The organism is Microtetraspora sp. NBRC 13810, assembly GCF_030268685.1.
GTDB lineage: Bacteria > Actinomycetota > Actinomycetes > Streptosporangiales > Streptosporangiaceae > BSRQ01.
This window is the reverse complement of record NZ_BSRQ01000006.1, coordinates 301579-317302: the sequence shown is the minus strand read 5'-3', so window position 1 is coordinate 317302 and position 15724 is coordinate 301579. Positions and strand designations below refer to the sequence as shown.

The following is a 15724-nucleotide window of genomic DNA, read 5'->3' as shown; positions in this document are numbered from 1 at the left end:
CTTTGGGGAAGGCGGCCCTCCGGAGCATTACACTCATGCGGATGATCGAAGGAGACTTCGACCGGCTGGTGGACCAGGCGTGGCCGGCACCGGGGCGCCGGGAGTCCGGAAGCTGGGTGCTGCGGCACGCGGGCGGGGTGACCAAACGGGCCGAGTCCGTGCTGCCGCTGGGCGTGCCCGGCGACCTGGGCGCGGCCGTGGACGACGCCGAGCGGTTCTACGCCTCGCTGGGGCGGCCGTGCGTGTTCTCCATGGGAGCGGGCGCGACGCCGGGGCTGGACGCGGAACTGGCGGCACGCGGCTACCGCGTGGTGGACCCCACGCTGGTGATGACCGCGGTCATCGGCCGCGGCACACCGGCCGGCGGGGACGGGGTGAGGCTCGCCGCCGAGCCCACCGCAGGGTGGATCGACACGTGGCAGAGCGTGGACGGGAGGTTCGGTGACGAGAGCAGGAAGACAGCCGAGCGGATCATCACCGCTGTACCGGCGGTCTACGCCTCCGTGTCCTCAGCCTCCGTGTCCTCATCGTCCTCAGCGGTCCCGTCGCGGCGCGCCCCCTCCGCGGGTGACCCTTCCCGTGGTCACTCCTTGGAGGGGGACGACGCGCATGACGAGCCCGCCCTGCGACATTCCCCGGCCGCGGTGGGCCGGGGCGTGCTGCAGGAGGGCGGCTGGCTCGGCGTCTACTGCATGGCCGTGGTGCCGGAAGCCCGGCGCCGCGGACACGGCCGAGCCGTACTCGGCGCCCTACTGTCCTTTGCGGAACAACAGGGCGCGCAGCGGGCATATTTGGTCGTCACCGAAGCCAACTCCGCGGCCCGTTCGCTTTACGAGCGCGCCGGGTTCACGGTGTCGTCCCGGTATCACTACCGGGTCCGGTGACTCGGATCTTTTATCGTTCGCCGTCTTTGGCCGTGGCCGGGGTTTCACTGAGCCGCGCGGACTCGTCCTGGATGTCGGCGCCTTTGTCGCGCAGCGCGGCCACGTGCTGCCGCCCATGGTGGGCGCAGAACAGCAGCTCCCCACCCACGGGCAGGGTCGCGCGAATGTAGGCCTGAGCGCCGCAACGGTCACAGCGGTCGATGGCCGTCAGCGGCTTGGCGGGGGCGAGAGCTCCAGTCACGTATCGCCTTTCGGGTCATCCCCGCAGGGACGGGGATCTGGCGTCAGTCACTTGGCACAACATCTAACCGGACGCGGGCGTTCCCAACCGCACCCCGAGTACGCCGAGAGCGGAATGTCTCCTCCAGTGATGTGGATCACGCCCGGAGTAACGCTAATCATGTCCTGGTGGCAAGCTTGTACGCGCGTCACAGGGAAGAAACGGTAGGCTGCGCACACATGTTCGATGAAGAGTGGGAGTGGGTGTGACCGCTGTAAGCACGGAGATGGGTTACACGGCCCGTCATCTGTCGGTCCTGGAGGGCCTTGAGGCCGTCCGCAAGCGCCCCGGGATGTACATCGGGTCCACCGACAGCCGCGGTCTCATGCACTGCCTCTGGGAGATCGTGGACAACTCCGTCGACGAAGCTCTCGCGGGCTACTGCGGCCGCATCGAGGTCGAGTTGCACGCCGACGGCTCCATCGAGGTCCGCGACGACGGCCGCGGCATCCCCGTCGACATCGAGCCGAAGAGCGGTCTCGCCGGCGTCGAGCTCGTCTACACCAAGCTGCACGCGGGCGGCAAGTTCGGCGGCGGCTCCTACGGCGCCTCCGGCGGCCTGCACGGCGTCGGCGCCTCCGTGGTCAACGCGCTGTCCTCGCGCCTCGACGTCGAGGTCGACCGCGACGGCCGGGTGCACGGGATCAGCTTCCGCCGCGGCGTGCCCGGCCTCTTCGACGGCGACGGCCCCACGGCCAGGTTCAAGAAGAAGTCCGGCCTGCGTGACGGCGGCGCCCTCACCGGCAGGCAGGGCACCGGCACCCGGGTCCGCTGGTGGGCCGACAAGCAGATCTTCCTGCCCGACGCCGAGATCTCCCTCGACGAGATCCACGTACGGCTCCGCCAGACCGCCTTCCTGGTCCCCGGTCTGACCCTCTGGGTGCGCGACAACCGCGGCGAGGAGCCGGTCGAGGAGGAGTTCCGCTTCGACGGCGGCATCTCCGAGTTCACCGAGTTCCTCGCCCGGGACGAGGCCCTCTGCGAGGTGCTGCGGCTGCAGGGCGCGGGCCGCTTCCACGAGACCGTCCCGGTGCTCGACGAGCAGGGCCACATGACCCCCACCCAGGTGGAGCGGGAGCTGGCCGTGGACGTGGCGCTGCGCTGGGGCAAGGGCTACGACACCACCGTGCGCTCGTTCGTCAACGTGATCGCCACCGCCAAGGGCGGCACCCACGTCAACGGCTTCGAGCGGGCCCTGGTCCGCACGCTCAACGAGCAACTGCGCGAGACCCGGCTGCTGAAGAACGGCGACGACCCGGTCCTCAAGGAGGACATCCTGGAGGGGCTCACCGCCGTGGTGACCGTCCGGGTGGCCGAGCCGCAGTTCGAGGGGCAGACCAAGGAGGTGCTGGGCACCTCCGCCGCCGCCCGCATCGTCTCCAACGTGGTCGGCAACGAGCTGAAGGAGCTCTTCGCGACGCCGAAGCGCGCCCAGAAGACCCAGCTCCGCGCCGTCCTGGAGAAGATCGTCGCCGCCGCCAAGGCGCGCATCGCCGCCCGGGAGCACCGCGACAACCAGCGCCGCAAGAGCGCCCTGGAGAACTCCGCGCTCCCGGCCAAGCTCGTCGACTGCCGCAGCGACTCCGTCGACCGCAGCGAGCTGTTCATCGTCGAGGGAGACTCCGCCCTGGGCACCGCGCGGGCGGCCCGCGACTCGGAGTTCCAGGCGCTGCTGCCGATCCGGGGCAAGATCCTCAACGTCCAGAAGGCGTCCGTCGCCGACATGCTGAAGAACGCCGAGTGCGCCGCGATCATCCAGGTGATCGGGGCCGGCTCGGGCCGGACCTTCGACCTCGCCGCGGCCCGCTACGGCCGGGTCATCCTGATGGCCGACGCCGACGTGGACGGCGCGCACATCCGCTGCCTCCTGCTCACCCTGTTCCACCGCTACATGCGCCCGATGGTGGAGGCCGGGCGGGTGTTCGCCGCGGTCCCGCCGCTGCACCGGATCGAGATCACCAACCCCGGCCGCGGCCAGGACAAGTACGTCTACTGCTACACCGACGCCGAGCTGCAGCGGGTGCTGCGCGACCTGGAGCGCCGGGGCAAGCGCTGGAAGGACCCCGTGCAGCGCTACAAGGGCCTCGGCGAGATGGACGCGGACCAGTTGGCCGAGACCACCATGGAGCCGCGTCACCGCACGCTGCGCCGGATCCAGATCGAGGACGTCGAGGCGGCCGAGCGCATCTTCGACCTGCTGATGGGCAGTGATGTGGCCCCGCGCAGGGAGTTCATCGTGGGCAGCGCCGCCGAGGTCGACCGCGACCACATCGACGCCTGACCTTCGCGGCCCGTACGGCGGCGCCGTACGGGCCGCGGGGTCTCACAGGGCGATGGGGGCGAGCTTGCCGGAGCGCACGTCGTAGAGGGCGCCTCCGACGGCCAGCGTGTCCGGCAGGAACGGGCTGGTGCGGATGCGGAGCAGGTCGTGGCGGAGCGCGGCGTCCTGGTCCGGGACGGTGTGGAACTCCAGGCTGCGGGTGTCCAGTCCGTGTTCCGCCGAGATCAGGCGATGAACGTCCTCGTCGGTGGACTTGGCCATCCGGCAGTCCGTGTGCGGCATCACCAGCACCCGGTGGACGCCCAGCAGGTAGACCGCGAGCACCAGGGTGCGCAGGACGTCGTCGGTCACCCGGGCTCCGGCGTTGCGCATGATCTTGGCGTCTCCCGGCCCGAGGCCGAGCAGCCCCAGCGGGTCGATGCGGGAGTCCATGCACGTCACGACGGCGAGGCCGCGGGCGGCCGTTCCGGTCAACCCGGAGTAGGTGAAACTCTGGGCATAGGTCTTATTGGCGGCGAGCAGGTCATCGAACGCGTTCACGCCGCATATCTTCCCCCATGACCGTTTCCCGGTCGTTACCAGGGGCCAACCGCGCCACGCCGCGGACTCGCCGGCCACTTCGCAGGCCACTTCGGATGCCCTGTCACGCCGGCCCGGGACGGATGGGACGGCCGGGTATCGTGAGGCGAATAACCTTGGGTGATGAAACTGTCACTCCAGGTGTCCGACTCGGGAGAGGTCTCATGAGCAGGAGCGAATCGCTGGCGGAGTACCTCCGGGCGCAGGGCAGGTGGCGGCTCGACCGGGTCGAGCGGGAGGACGGCGGGCGCAACGCGCGTTCGGCCCTGGCGCTGCTCGACGCCGCCGCCTATGCCGACACCCTGGCCGACGACGACCCGCTCGTCGAGGGCCTGGCGATGGCCGGGTGCTTCGGCCCCGCCGGCTTCGACGACTTCGACCCGGGCCCGCGCGGCCTCGCGCTGATCAGGTCGTGGGAGGCCGGCGAGCCCTGGCAGCTCCTGCTGGCCGTGCGCAACACCCTGCTCGGCTCCCTCGCCTGATGTCCGGAGGTTCGCGGACCGGTGCGGGGGAAGAGGCGACCCGACCCCCAGTCCCGCGAGCCGGCACCTGTATATGCTCTTCGCCGGTGTCGCACCCCCGAGGGAGATGAGATGACCGCGATCGCCAGAATGCGAAGCACCGTCCTGGACTGCCCGGACCCCATGACGCTGGCCGGCTTCTACAGCAAGCTGCTGGGCTGGCCGATCACCGAGGCCGACGACGAGTGGGCGGTGGTCGGCGCCGGCGGGCCTAACCTCGCGTTCCAGCGGGTCGAGGGCCACCGGCCGCCGATCTGGCCCGGCGCCGAGCACCCCCAGCAGCTCCACATCGACCTCGACGTCGACGATCTGGACAAGGCGGAGGCCGAGGTGCTCGCCCTGGGCGCGGTCAAACACGACTATCAGCCCGGGAACGACTTCCGGGTCTTCCTCGACCCGGCCGGGCATCCCTTCTGCCTCTGCGTGTGACCCGGTGTGCCGCCGCCCTCGCCCGGGTGGGGGGAGGGCGGCGGGAGAGGGCTCAGAGCGACTCTGAGGGCGTTTCAGGGGCCGGGACGCGGGCCTGAGGGCCGTCGGTGCCCAGGGCGCCGCCGATGGCGACCACCGTGTGGGTGAGCCGGTAGCCCGAGCCGTCGCGCCGCCCGATCTCCTCCGGGAGCGGCACCGGCTTCCCGGTGGCGGAGGCGGCCCGGGCGGGAGCCGGACCGGCCCACGCCAGCAGCAGCGTGTCCTCGCCCTTGAGGAAGCGCTGCACCCGCACGCCGCCGGTGGCCCGGCCCTTGGCCGGGATGTCGGCGTACTCGGAGACCTTGCCGCCGCCCGTCTGGGTGCCGGGAAGCGCCGTCGCGGAGCCCGCGATGGTCACCACGTGGCCCGGCTTGGCCGGATCGACCGCGCCGAAGAAGACCACGTGGGCCCCGTCGTCGAGCCGGATGCCCGCCATGCCGCCGGCGGGACGGCCCTGCGGGCGCACGCTGGCGGCGGGGAAGCGGAGCATCTGCGCGTCGGAGGTGATGAAGACCAGGTCGTCGCCCTCGGAGGTCAGCTCGGCCGCGCCCACCACGGTGTCGCCGTCCTTGAGCCCGATCACCTCGAACTCGTCGCGGTTGGCCGGGTATTCCGGCACCACCCGTTTGACCACGCCCTGGGCCGTGCCGAGGGCCAGCCCCGCCCCGTCGGTGGCCAGCGAGCTGAGGCCGACCACGACCTCGTCCGGCTCCAGCGCGACATACTCGCTCACCGGGTGGCCGCCCGACACCGACGGCGGGTTGTTCGACGGCGGCAGCGCCGGCAGGTCCACCACGTTGACCCGGATCACCCTGCCCCGCGAGGTCACCGCGCCGACCTCGCCGCGCACGGTCGACCCGACCACCGAGACGAGCACGTCGTGGTTGGACCGCTCGCCCTCCCCGGCGAGCGGGGAGTCGTCGGAGGTGCGCGCCAGCAGCCCGGTGGAGGACAGCAGCACCCGGCAGGGGTCGTCCGCCACCTCCAGCGGCACACTGGCCTGCCGCGCCGCGCCCGAGGACTCCAGCAGCGTCGTACGGCGCGGCGTGCCGTACGTCTTGGCCACCTCGGCCAGCTCGTTGGAGACCACCCTGCGCAGCCGGACCTCGTCGGAGAGGATCGCGGTCAGCTCGGCGATCTCGTCCTGCAGGGTCTGCCGCTCCCGGTCCAGCTCCAGCTTGTCGTACTTGGTGAGCCGGCGCAGCGGCGTGTCCAGGATGTAGGACGCCTGGATGTCCGACAGCGAGAAGACCTCGGTCAGGCGGGCGCGGGCGTGCGCGGAGTCGTCGGAGGAGCGGATGACCGCGATGACCTCGTCGATGTTGAGCAGCGCGACGACCAGGCCCTCGACCAGGTGCAGGCGCTCCTCCCGCTTGCGGCGGCGGTAGGCCGAGCGGCGGCGGACCACGTCGATGCGGTGGTCCACGTAGACCTGGAGCAGCTCCTTGAGGCCCAGCGTGCGCGGCTGGCCGTCGACCAGCGCCACGTTGTTGATGCCGAAGGTCTCCTCCATCGGCGTGAGCCGGTAGAGCTCCTCCAGGACCGCCTCGGGGTTGAAGCCGTTCTTCACCTCGATGACCAGGCGCAGGCCCTTGTGCCTGTCGGTGAGGTCCTTCAGGTCGGAAATGCCCTGGAGCTTCTTGCTGGTGACCAGCTCCTTGATCTTGGTCACCACGCGCTCGGGCCCGACGTTGTAGGGCAGCTCGGTGACGACGATGCCCTTGCGGCGCGGGGTGACCTGCTCCACCGTGCAGGTCGCCCGGATCTTGAAGGTGCCGCGGCCCCGCTCGTAAGCGTCGCGGACGCCCTCCAGCCCGGTGATCGTGCCGCCGGTGGGCAGGTCGGGACCGGGCACGAAGCGCATCAGCTCGTCGAGCGAGACGTCGGGCTTCTTGATCAGGTGGCGGGCGGCGGAGATGACCTCGACCAGGTTGTGCGGCGCCATGTTGGTCGCCATGCCGACGGCGATGCCGGTCGCGCCGTTGACCAGCAGGTTGGGGAACGCCGACGGCATGACCGTGGGCTCGGTCTCCTGGCCGTCGTAGTTGGGCTTGAAGTCGACGGTCTCCTCGTCGATCGAGGAGACCAGCAGGGTCGCCGACGTGGCGAGCCGCGCCTCGGTGTACCGCATCGCGGCGGGCGCGTCGTCGGGGGAGCCGAAGTTGCCGTGCCCGTCGACCAGCGGCAGCCGCATCGAAAACGGCTGGGCCATCCGGACCAGCGCGTCGTAGATCGCGGTGTCGCCGTGCGGGTGCAGCTTGCCCATGACGTCGCCCACGACGCGGGAGGACTTGACGTGCCCCCGGTCGGGCCGCAGCCCCATCTCGCTCATCGAGTAGAGAATGCGGCGCTGCACAGGCTTGAGACCGTCTCGGGCGTCGGGCAGGGCCCGCTGGTAGATCACCGAGTAGGCGTACTCAAGGAAGCTCGTGCGCATCTCCGCGGACACGTCGATGTCGACGATCCGCTCCTCGAAGTCCTCCGGGGGCGGGGGGCTGGTGGTTCGTCGGGCCATGTCGAACATTGTGCCGAAGGTTCATCGGTGCCCGCGACCTCGACGCACACACCGCCCGTTATGCGTGCGTCAAGCTCCCGGCCACGGACCCGGCGGATCCGCCGCGACGGCCCGCTCCGCGGTCTCGGTTCTGAACACCCGGAAACCGCGCGCCTGGTAGTTGGGCAGCGCCCCCGGCCCGTCCAGGGAGCAGGTGTGCACCCACACCCGCCTGGTCGCCTCGCGCAGCGGCCAGCGCGACGCGAGGTCCCAGGCCCGCGCCGTGCCCTCGGCCAGCAGGTGCCCGCCGAGCCCCCGCCCGATCGCGAACGGCATCAGCCCGAAGTTGGTGATCTCCACGACGCCGGAGTCCTGAGCCTCCAGCTGGACGTAGCCGGCCGGGGTGCCCCGGTGCCAGGCCACCCAGGTCTCCATCCCGGGCCTGTTCAGCCACTGCTCCCACTGCGCCAGGTTCCACGTCAGCCGGTCGGTCCAGTGCCACGGGCCGCCCACGGCGGTGTAGAGGAACCGGTTGAACTCGGGAGAGGGCACCTCGGCGCGGATGACGGAGGCTTCGATGCGAGGCGGTTTGGCCGGAAGGAGATCGCCGGGGGCGGTCTGCTCAAGATGCCAGGTGGTGACGTCCATGATGGGGGATATCCAACCATGCCACCGTGCCGTGGCCGATCCGGGCTGAAACAGTCGCCCGGACCTGATACCAAGTACCTCATGGTCGAGGACGGCGAGTTCGAGGACGGCACCCTCCGCGAGGAGGCAGAGGCGCGGCTGCGCGCGCTCGCAGGTGAGCACGCGAGGCTCCGCGACGACCAGTGGGCGGCCATCGAGGCGCTCGTGGTCGAGCGCACGAGGGTGCTCGTGGTGCAGCGCACCGGCTGGGGCAAGTCCGCGGTCTACTTCATCGCCACCGCGCTGCTGCGCGAGCTGGGCGAGGGACCCACGGTGATCGTCTCGCCCCTCCTCGCGCTGATGCGCAACCAGATCGCCGCCGCCGAGCGGGCCGGCATCCACGCCGCCACGATCAACTCCGCCAACCCGGAGGAGTGGGAGAAGACCTACGCCAGGGTCGCCGAGGGCACCGTCGACGTGCTGCTGGTCAGCCCCGAGCGGCTCAACAACCCCGACTTCCGCGACCAGGTGCTGCCCGAGCTGGCCGAGAGCGCCGGCCTCGTCGTGGTGGACGAGGCCCACTGCATCTCCGACTGGGGTCACGACTTCCGCCCCGACTACCGCAGGCTGCGCACCCTGCTGGAGGACCTGCCGCCCGGCATCCCCGTGCTGGCCACCACCGCCACGGCCAACGCCAGGGTCACCCGCGACGTCGCCGAGCAGCTCGGCGACGAGACCGTCGTGCTGCGCGGCCCGCTCGCCCGCGAGAGCCTCCACCTGTCCGTCGTACGGCCGGCCGGTCCCGAGGCGCGCCTCGCCTGGCTCGCCGAGGCGCTGCGCGAGCTGCCCGGCTCCGGCATCGTCTACACGCTGACCGTCGCCGCCGCCCAGGAGATCGCCGCCTACCTGCGCGACCAGGGCCACGCGGTGGCCGCCTACTCGGGGCAGACCGAGCAGTCCGAGCGGCTGGCCGCGGAGGACGACCTGCTCGGCAACCGGATCAAGGCGCTGGTGGCGACGTCCGCGCTCGGCATGGGCTTCGACAAGCCCGACCTCGGCTTCGTCATCCACGTCGGCGCCCCGCAGTCGCCGGTGGCCTACTACCAGCAGGTCGGCCGGGCCGGGCGCGGGGTCGAGCGGGCCGAGGTGATCCTGCTCCCCGGCACCGAGGACCGCGACATCTGGGCCTACTTCGGCTCGCTGGCCTTCCCGCCCGAGCAGGTCGTGCTGCGCGCCCTGGCGGCCCTGGCGGAGGAGGGCACCCTGTCCACCGCCGCGCTGGAGACCAGGGTCGACCTGAGCCGTTCCCGCCTGGAGATGATGCTCAAGGTGCTCGACGTGGACGGCGCCGTGCGCAGGGTGAAGGGCGGCTGGCAGGCCACCGGCGAGCCGTGGGCCTACGACGCCGAGCGTTACGCCAGGGTGGCCGCGGAGCGCCGGGCCGAGCAGGAGGCGATGCTCGGCTACATCGGCACGACCGGGTGCCGCGAGGAGTTCCTGCGCCGCCACCTCGACGACGAGGCCGCCGCCCCCTGCGGCCGGTGCGACAACTGCACCGGCGAGCACCGGTCGGCCGAGGCCGGCGAGGCCGCCGTGCGCGAGGCGGCCGAGCGGCTGCGCCGTCCCGGCGTCGAGGTCGAGGCGCGCAAGCAGTGGCCCACCGGCCTCGCCGACCTGTCCGGCCGGATCAAGCCGCAGTTCGGCGCCGAGCCCGGCCGCGCGCTCGGCCGGCTCACCGACATCGGCTGGGGCGAGCGGCTGCGCCGGCTGCTGGCCGACGGCACGGCCGACGGGCCGGTGCCGGACGAGGTGTTCGCCGCCATGGTCAAGGTGCTCGCGTCGTGGGAGTGGAGGCAGCGCCCGGTGGCGGTCGCCGCGATGCCCTCGGCGAGCCGCCCGCTGCTGGTCCGCAGCCTCGCCGAGCGCCTGGCCCAGGTGGGCCGCCTGACCTACGTGGGCGACCTGGGCTACCGTGCGGGCTCTCCCGGGCGGCAGTACAACAGCGCGCAGCGGGTGCAGGCGATCCGCGGCACCCTCATGGTCCCGCCGCCGCTCGCCGAGGCGCTGGCCGCGGTGGACGGCCCGGTCCTGCTGGTGGACGACCGGGTCGACACCGGCTGGACCATGACCATGGCGGCGGCCCTGCTCAGGCACGCCGGCGCGCCCGCGGTCCTGCCGCTCGCACTGGCCGTCACCGCCTGACGAGGCGGCGACGGTACGGGCGGCGACGGGACGGGGCGGCGACCGGAGAGACGATCAGAGGCGGGCGCTCAGCAGCGGGCGTTCAGAGGCGGGGGCGGGCGCCCAGGTAGGTGATGGCCTTGTGGGCGAGACGGCAGCCGGCGGCGAGAGACTCGGTCGGCGGCTTGCCCTCCAGCCACGACGGCAGGAAGCCGGCCGTGAAGGCGTCACCCGCCCCCGTGCCGTCCACGACCCGCTCGACCGTCTCGGCGGGCACCCGGATCGGCTCCGAGCGGCTGTTGGTGTACCACAGCGCGCCCTCGGCGTTGAGTTTGATCACGACCTGCGGGAACCACGCGGTGAGCACCTTGGCCGCGGCGGCGGGGTCGTCCCTGCCGGTGAGCACCTTGGCCTGGTCGCCGTTGGCGAACAGCAGCTTGGCGCCGTGCGTCCACTCCAGGAACGGCTCGGCGCCCGTGCGCTCCAGCGGCGCGGAGGACGCGCAGTCGATCGAGATGGACATCCCGGCCCGGCGGGCGAGGTCGAGCGCGGCCTGACCGGCTTCGCGGGACCCCTCGTTGATCAGGGTGTAGCCGGACACGTGCAGATGGCTGCCGCCGACGAACAGGTCGCGCGGCAGGTCCTCGGGAGAGAGCGCGGCGTTGGCGCCGGGGTCGGACAGCATGGTCCGCTCGCCCTTGTGCGTGACCAGCACCACGCAGGTGCCGGTGGGCCGCTCGGGGTCCATGACCAGCCGCGCGTCCACGCCGTAGCCCATGAGCTCCATGTCGCGGTTACGGCCGGTGATGTCGGCGCCCCTGCGGCCGATGAACGCGACGTCGGTGCCTTCCACGGCGAGCCATGAGGCGATGTTGGCCCCGGAGCCACCGCCGTGCATGGTGACGATCGCGGGAGTGTCGCTGGCTCTGGCAAGCGGGAAGCGGGCGCGCGCGACCGCATCCGTCATGAGATCGCCCACCACGACAACCCGGGTCATGATGTCACCGCCTTGTTGCAATGCCCTCCGCGCCTGACGCCGAGAAACCTAACAGTTTCTGACCGGCATGTGGGCCAGAGCGCGGAGACCGGGAGGTAGTCGATGCACAAGCGTTGTTGAACCGGGTCGCCGGGTCTTGTCATGTGAGATGGCCGTCTACTCTCATGGGTGGAAGTGACTGGGGAGGCTGCCTGGTGGATGCTCAGTATCCCGCACACTGGGAGGCGGACGTCGTTCTTACGGATGGCGGCACGGCGCACGTGCGGCCGATCCGCCCCGAAGACGCCGACCGCCTGCGTTCCTTCTACTCCCGATTGTCGGCCGAGTCGATATATTTCCGCTTTTTCGGCCCCCGCCCGCGACTTTCCGACCGCGAGATCGACCGGTTCACCAACGTCGACTATGTGGACCGGGTCGCCCTGATTGCCACCATCGGTGCAGAGATGGTGGCGGTTATCCGTTATGACCGGATCGAGCCGGGTGAGGCGGAGGTCGCCTTCCTCGTCGAGGACGCCCACCAGGGCCGCGGGGTCGCGTCGGTGCTGCTCGAACACCTGGCGGCCACGGCGCGCGAGCGCGGCATCACCAGGTTCATCGCCGACGTGCTGCCCAACAACCAGAAGATGATGGCCGTGCTGCGCCTCGCCGGTTACACCGCGCAGAGCAGCTTCGCCGACGGCGTGGTGCGGATGACGCTCGACCTCACCCCGACCGAGACCGCCCAGGAGGTCACGGTGGGCCGCGAGCACCGGGCCGAGGCCCGCTCGATCGAGCGGCTGCTCAACCCCGGCTCGGTCGCGGTGGTCGGCGCGTCCAGGGAGCCCGGCGGCGTCGGCCAGACCGTGCTGCGCAACCTGCTGGCCGCCGACTTCACCGGCCCGGTCTACCCGGTGCACCGTGAGGTGCGGGCCGTCGCGGGCGTCCGCGCCTACCCCAGCCTCGCCGCGATCGACGGCGAGGTCGACCTCGCCGTGCTCGCCGTGCCCGCCGACGGCGTGCTCGACATCGTCAAGGAGGCCGCGGCCAAAGGCGTGCGCGGGCTGATCGTCGTCTCCTCCGGGTTCGGCGAGACCGGGCCGGAGGGCCGCGGCCGGCAGGACGAGCTGGTGCGCATCGCCCGCTCCTACGGCCTGCGCGTCGTCGGCCCCAACTGCCTGGGCGTCGCCAACACCGACCCCGCCGTACGGCTGAACGCCACGCTCGCCGCCAGGATCCCGCTGCGCGGCCGGGTCGGCTTCTTCAGCCAGTCCGGCGCGCTCGGCACGGCCCTGCTGCAACGGGTGGCCCAGCGCGGCATGGGCATCTCCTCCTTCGTCTCTGCGGGCAACCGCGCCGACGTCTCGGGCAACGACCTGCTGCAGTACTGGGAGGAGGACCAGGCGACCGAGGTGATCCTGCTCTACCTGGAGTCCTTCGGCAATCCGCGCAAGTTCGCCCGGCTGGCCCGGCGCATCTCGCGGCGCAAGCCGATCGTCGCGGTCAAGAGCGGCGGCACCACCCGCGGGGTGCCCGTCGGCCACGCGGCGCCCGTGCTCGGGCTGCCCGACACGGCGCTGACCTCGCTCTTCGAGCAGGCGGGCGTGATCAGGGTGGACGACCTGATCCAGCAGTTCGACGTGGCCCAGCTCCTCGCCTACCAGCCGCTGCCCGCCGGCCCGCGGGTCGGGGTGGTGAGCAACTCCGACGCGCTGGCGCTGCTGGCCGTCGACGCCTGCGTCAGCGCGGGGCTGGAGCCGCGCCCGCCGGTCAACCTCGGCCCGCAGGCGCGGCCGGCGGAGTTCGGCGGCGCGATGACCGGGCTCCTCGGCGACGACGAGGTGGACGCGCTCGTGGTCGTCTACATGCCGCCCATCCCCGGCGACCGGGACGCCGTCGCCGCCGAGATGCGCAGGGCGGTCGCCGGGGCGGCCAAACCGGTGCTCGCGACCTTCGAGGGCCGGATCGGGATGCTGCCCGAGCTCAGCGTGCCGCGCGGCGCCGACCGGCATCCCGGCCGCGATCCGGCCCGCGGTTCCATCCCGTCCTACGCGGCCCCCGAGGAGGCGGTCCGCGCCCTGGCGCACGTCGTCCGGTACGCGCGCTGGCGCGAGCGGCCCTCGGCGGTCCCGCCGCGCCGGACCGGCCCGGACACCCAGGCCGCCGGAGAGGTGGCCGCCGCCGCGCTGGCCGGCCGGACCTCCCCGGTCGAGATCGACGCCGCCGAACTCCTGGCCTGCTACGGCGTCACCGTCTGGCCCGCCGAGACGGTCAGGTCGGCACAGGAGGCCGTCGCCGCCGCGGAACGCCTGGGCTGGCCGGTGGTGGTGAAGGCGGCCGACCCGGAGGCGGCCAAGCGGGCGGGCACGGTCCGCCTCGGCCTGTCGGGACCGGACGCGCTGCGCCAGGCGTACGACGACCTGTCCAGGCAGCTCGGCCCGGACGCGGCCCTCGAGGTCCAGCACATGGCGCCGCAGCCGGGCGTCCCGACGGTGATCAGCGTCGTGGACGATCTCGCGGTCGGGCCCGTCGTCTCCTTCGGGCTCGGCGAGGTGACCGCCAGGCTGCTCCGCGACCGCTCCTACCGCCTGGCCCCGCTGTCCCCGGAGGACGCCGCGGGCGCGGTCCGCTCGGTGCGCGCCGCGCCGCTGCTCTTCGGCGAGTACGGCTATCCGCCGGTCGCCGTCGAGGCGCTGGAGGAGCTGCTGGTCGTGGCCGGCCGGGTCGCCGACGAGCTGCCCGAGCTGTACCGGCTGGAGCTGGACCCGGTCCTCGTGGGGGAGGCGGGCGTGAGCGTGCTCGCGGCGCGAGCCGTACTGCGCAGCCCCGACGGCCCGCGCCGCGACGGCGGTCCCCGCCGCCTGGGCTGAACGGCGCTTTCCCGCGGCCGGCAGGCCGGTGTGGGCCAGATGGGCGGCAGGGTGGTGCAACAGGGCCCCCGGCGGGGTGAAAGCGCACAGCGGGACAGGGCAGGATGGACCCATGAGGGAAACCCGAGTCTCGGCCGCGGGCCTGCGCGAGGCCATCGATCGCAGTGGCTACTACCCCGACCTTGTCGCCGACGCGGTGGAATCCGCGCTGGGCAAGGAGGCGGTGACCGCCTTTGTGGTGCATCACGAGGCTACCTTCGACCCCGCCATGGAGGTGCGCAGGCACGTCACGGTGCTGGTGCTGTCCCCCACCCGGCTGCTGGTGTGTCACACCGACGAGCACCCGCCCGCCGAGGGGGCCGCGGTCGCGCACGCCTCCACCACCACCGAAGCCGTCCGTCTCAGCCGCATCCAGTCGGTCGCCGTGACCAGGGTCGTGCCCGACCCCGCCTCCTACGTGCCCGGCGTGCCCCCGACCGAGGTGACGCTCACCATCGGCTGGGGCGCCATCTCGCACATCGACCTGGAGCCCGCCACCTGCGGCGACGACAACTGCGAAGCCGACCACGGCTACACCGGAGCGGTCACCGCCGACGACCTGTCGTTGCGGGTCAGCGAGGCCGCCGACGGCGGCGACGCCGTGTCCCACGTCATCGCCTTCTCCAAGGCGCTGTCGGAGGCGACCGCGCGGGCCGCGTCCTGAATCCACCGGAAAGGAGACCGGCGATGACCGCTTTGATCACTTCGGCCGAGCTGGCCGGCCTGTCCCGGGCCGCGGTGCTCGACGTGCGCTGGCGGCTCGCCGGGCCGCCCGGCGTCGAGTCCTACCGGGAAGGGCACCTGCCCGGCGCGGTCTTCTGCGACCTCGACGCCGACCTCGCCGCTCCGCCGGGCCCCGGCGGGCGGCACCCGCTGCCCGCCGCCGAGCCGTTCCAGGCGGCCATGCGGCGTCTCGGCGTCGGCGACGACCGTCCCGTGGTGGTCTACGACGACGCCGACTCGACGGCCGCGGCCCGCGCCTGGTGGACGCTGCGCTACTTCGGCCACCGGGACGTCCGCGTCCTCGACGGCGGCTTCCGGGCCTGGGCCGGGGAGGGACGGCCGGTGGTCAAGGACGAGCCGGACGTGCCGCCGGGCGACTTCACCGCGCGGCCCGGCGCGATGCCGATCCTCTCCGCCGACGAGGCGGGCGCGCTCGCAGGCGACGGCGTGCTGTTCGACGCCAGGGCCGCGGAGCGCTACCGCGGCGAGGTCGAGCCGATCGACCCCATGGCCGGTCACATCCCCGGCGCCGTCAGCGCCCCCACGGCGGCGAACGTCGACGCCACCGGCAGGTTCCTCCCCGCCGAGAGGCTGAGGGCGCGCTTCGAGGCCCTCGGCGCCCTGCCGCGGGCCCGGGTCGGCGCCTACTGCGGCTCCGGCGTCACCGGAGCCCACGAGGTGCTGGCCCTGGACCTCGCGGGCATCCCCGCCGCGCTCTACGTGGGCTCCTGGTCCCACTGGGTCACCGACCCCGCCCGCCCGGTGGCCACCGGCTGACGTCGTGGCGCTCACCTGCCGGTGACC

The 15724-nt window shown here is 72.5% G+C and carries 13 protein-coding genes; 8 read left to right on the top strand and 5 right to left on the bottom strand.

Annotated elements, in window-relative coordinates:
• Positions 1 to 41: 41 nt before the first annotated feature.
• Positions 42 to 884 carry a GNAT family N-acetyltransferase gene (locus QSK26_RS15150; RefSeq protein ID WP_285775748.1) on the top strand — a complete coding sequence of 281 codons (843 nt, stop codon included), beginning with the start codon at positions 42 to 44 and terminating at the stop codon, positions 882 to 884.
• A gap of 10 nt (positions 885 to 894) precedes the next feature.
• Here the strand turns inward: QSK26_RS15150 and QSK26_RS15145 are convergent, their stop codons facing one another.
• Positions 895 to 1125, bottom strand: a complete 231-nt coding sequence (locus QSK26_RS15145) for a DUF7455 domain-containing protein (RefSeq protein WP_285775747.1) — start codon at positions 1123 to 1125, stop codon at positions 895 to 897.
• 265 nt (positions 1126 to 1390) lie between these two features.
• On the opposite strand from QSK26_RS15145, the gene QSK26_RS15140 reads away from it, so the two are divergent.
• Positions 1391 to 3445, top strand: coding sequence for a DNA gyrase/topoisomerase IV subunit B (locus QSK26_RS15140; RefSeq protein ID WP_285775833.1), 2055 nt, complete (start codon positions 1391 to 1393; stop codon positions 3443 to 3445).
• A 42-nt stretch (positions 3446 to 3487) separates the two neighbouring features.
• Here QSK26_RS15140 and QSK26_RS15135 read toward each other — a convergent pair whose 3' ends face one another.
• Complete coding sequence (locus QSK26_RS15135; protein WP_285775746.1) at positions 3488 to 3985, bottom strand: beta-class carbonic anhydrase; 498 nt, start codon at positions 3983 to 3985, stop codon at positions 3488 to 3490.
• Positions 3986 to 4188: 203 nt separating this feature from the next.
• Between QSK26_RS15135 and QSK26_RS15130 the strand changes: the two genes are divergently transcribed.
• Positions 4189 to 4506: a hypothetical protein gene (locus QSK26_RS15130; RefSeq protein WP_285775745.1), complete on the top strand. Its 318-nt coding sequence runs from the start codon at positions 4189 to 4191 to the stop codon at positions 4504 to 4506.
• A 111-nt stretch (positions 4507 to 4617) separates the two neighbouring features.
• Complete coding sequence (locus QSK26_RS15125; RefSeq protein ID WP_285775744.1) at positions 4618 to 4974, top strand: VOC family protein; 357 nt, start codon at positions 4618 to 4620, stop codon at positions 4972 to 4974.
• Between the two features lie 52 nt (positions 4975 to 5026).
• On the opposite strand, the gene QSK26_RS15120 is transcribed toward QSK26_RS15125, so the two are convergent.
• Together QSK26_RS15120 and QSK26_RS15115 are read right to left on the bottom strand one after the other, a co-directional pair.
• Positions 5027 to 7528 (bottom strand): DNA gyrase/topoisomerase IV subunit A, encoded by a 2502-nt coding sequence (locus QSK26_RS15120; protein WP_285775743.1) that lies wholly within the window; start codon positions 7526 to 7528, stop codon positions 5027 to 5029.
• 69 nt (positions 7529 to 7597) lie between these two features.
• Positions 7598 to 8155: a GNAT family N-acetyltransferase gene (locus QSK26_RS15115; protein ID WP_285775742.1), complete on the bottom strand. Its 558-nt coding sequence runs from the start codon at positions 8153 to 8155 to the stop codon at positions 7598 to 7600.
• A gap of 81 nt (positions 8156 to 8236) precedes the next feature.
• Between QSK26_RS15115 and QSK26_RS15110 the strand changes: the two genes are divergently transcribed.
• Entirely contained in the window at positions 8237 to 10336 is a 2100-nt protein-coding gene (locus QSK26_RS15110; protein WP_285775741.1) for a RecQ family ATP-dependent DNA helicase, read from the top strand.
• 82 nt (positions 10337 to 10418) lie between these two features.
• Here the strand turns inward: QSK26_RS15110 and QSK26_RS15105 are convergent, their stop codons facing one another.
• Entirely contained in the window at positions 10419 to 11312 is an 894-nt protein-coding gene (locus QSK26_RS15105) for a carbohydrate kinase family protein (RefSeq protein ID WP_285775740.1), read from the bottom strand.
• A gap of 194 nt (positions 11313 to 11506) precedes the next feature.
• Here QSK26_RS15105 and QSK26_RS15100 point away from each other — a divergent pair, with 194 nt between their 5' ends.
• From QSK26_RS15100 to QSK26_RS15090, 3 genes are all read left to right on the top strand, one after another.
• Positions 11507 to 14158 (top strand): bifunctional acetate--CoA ligase family protein/GNAT family N-acetyltransferase, encoded by a 2652-nt coding sequence (locus QSK26_RS15100; protein WP_285775739.1) that lies wholly within the window; start codon positions 11507 to 11509, stop codon positions 14156 to 14158.
• A gap of 112 nt (positions 14159 to 14270) precedes the next feature.
• Complete coding sequence (locus tag QSK26_RS15095; protein ID WP_285775738.1) at positions 14271 to 14861, top strand: DUF5998 family protein; 591 nt, start codon at positions 14271 to 14273, stop codon at positions 14859 to 14861.
• 23 nt (positions 14862 to 14884) lie between these two features.
• Entirely contained in the window at positions 14885 to 15697 is an 813-nt protein-coding gene (locus QSK26_RS15090) for a sulfurtransferase (RefSeq protein WP_285775737.1), read from the top strand.
• Positions 15698 to 15724: the final 27 nt, after the last annotated feature.

Coding starts and splice junctions, on each gene's coding strand:
- QSK26_RS15105 (WP_285775740.1), bottom strand. CDS start 11,312: ATGACCCGGGTTGTCGTGGTGGGCGATCTCATGACGGATGCGGTCGCG.
- QSK26_RS15130 (WP_285775745.1), top strand. CDS start 4,189: ATGAGCAGGAGCGAATCGCTGGCGGAGTACCTCCGGGCGCAGGGCAGG.
- QSK26_RS15150 (WP_285775748.1), top strand. CDS start 42: ATGATCGAAGGAGACTTCGACCGGCTGGTGGACCAGGCGTGGCCGGCA.
- QSK26_RS15120 (WP_285775743.1), bottom strand. CDS start 7,528: ATGGCCCGACGAACCACCAGCCCCCCGCCCCCGGAGGACTTCGAGGAG.
- QSK26_RS15095 (WP_285775738.1), top strand. CDS start 14,271: ATGAGGGAAACCCGAGTCTCGGCCGCGGGCCTGCGCGAGGCCATCGAT.
- QSK26_RS15115 (WP_285775742.1), bottom strand. CDS start 8,155: ATGGACGTCACCACCTGGCATCTTGAGCAGACCGCCCCCGGCGATCTC.
- QSK26_RS15090 (WP_285775737.1), top strand. CDS start 14,885: ATGACCGCTTTGATCACTTCGGCCGAGCTGGCCGGCCTGTCCCGGGCC.
- QSK26_RS15125 (WP_285775744.1), top strand. CDS start 4,618: ATGACCGCGATCGCCAGAATGCGAAGCACCGTCCTGGACTGCCCGGAC.
- QSK26_RS15140 (WP_285775833.1), top strand. CDS start 1,391: ATGGGTTACACGGCCCGTCATCTGTCGGTCCTGGAGGGCCTTGAGGCC.
- QSK26_RS15110 (WP_285775741.1), top strand. CDS start 8,237: ATGGTCGAGGACGGCGAGTTCGAGGACGGCACCCTCCGCGAGGAGGCA.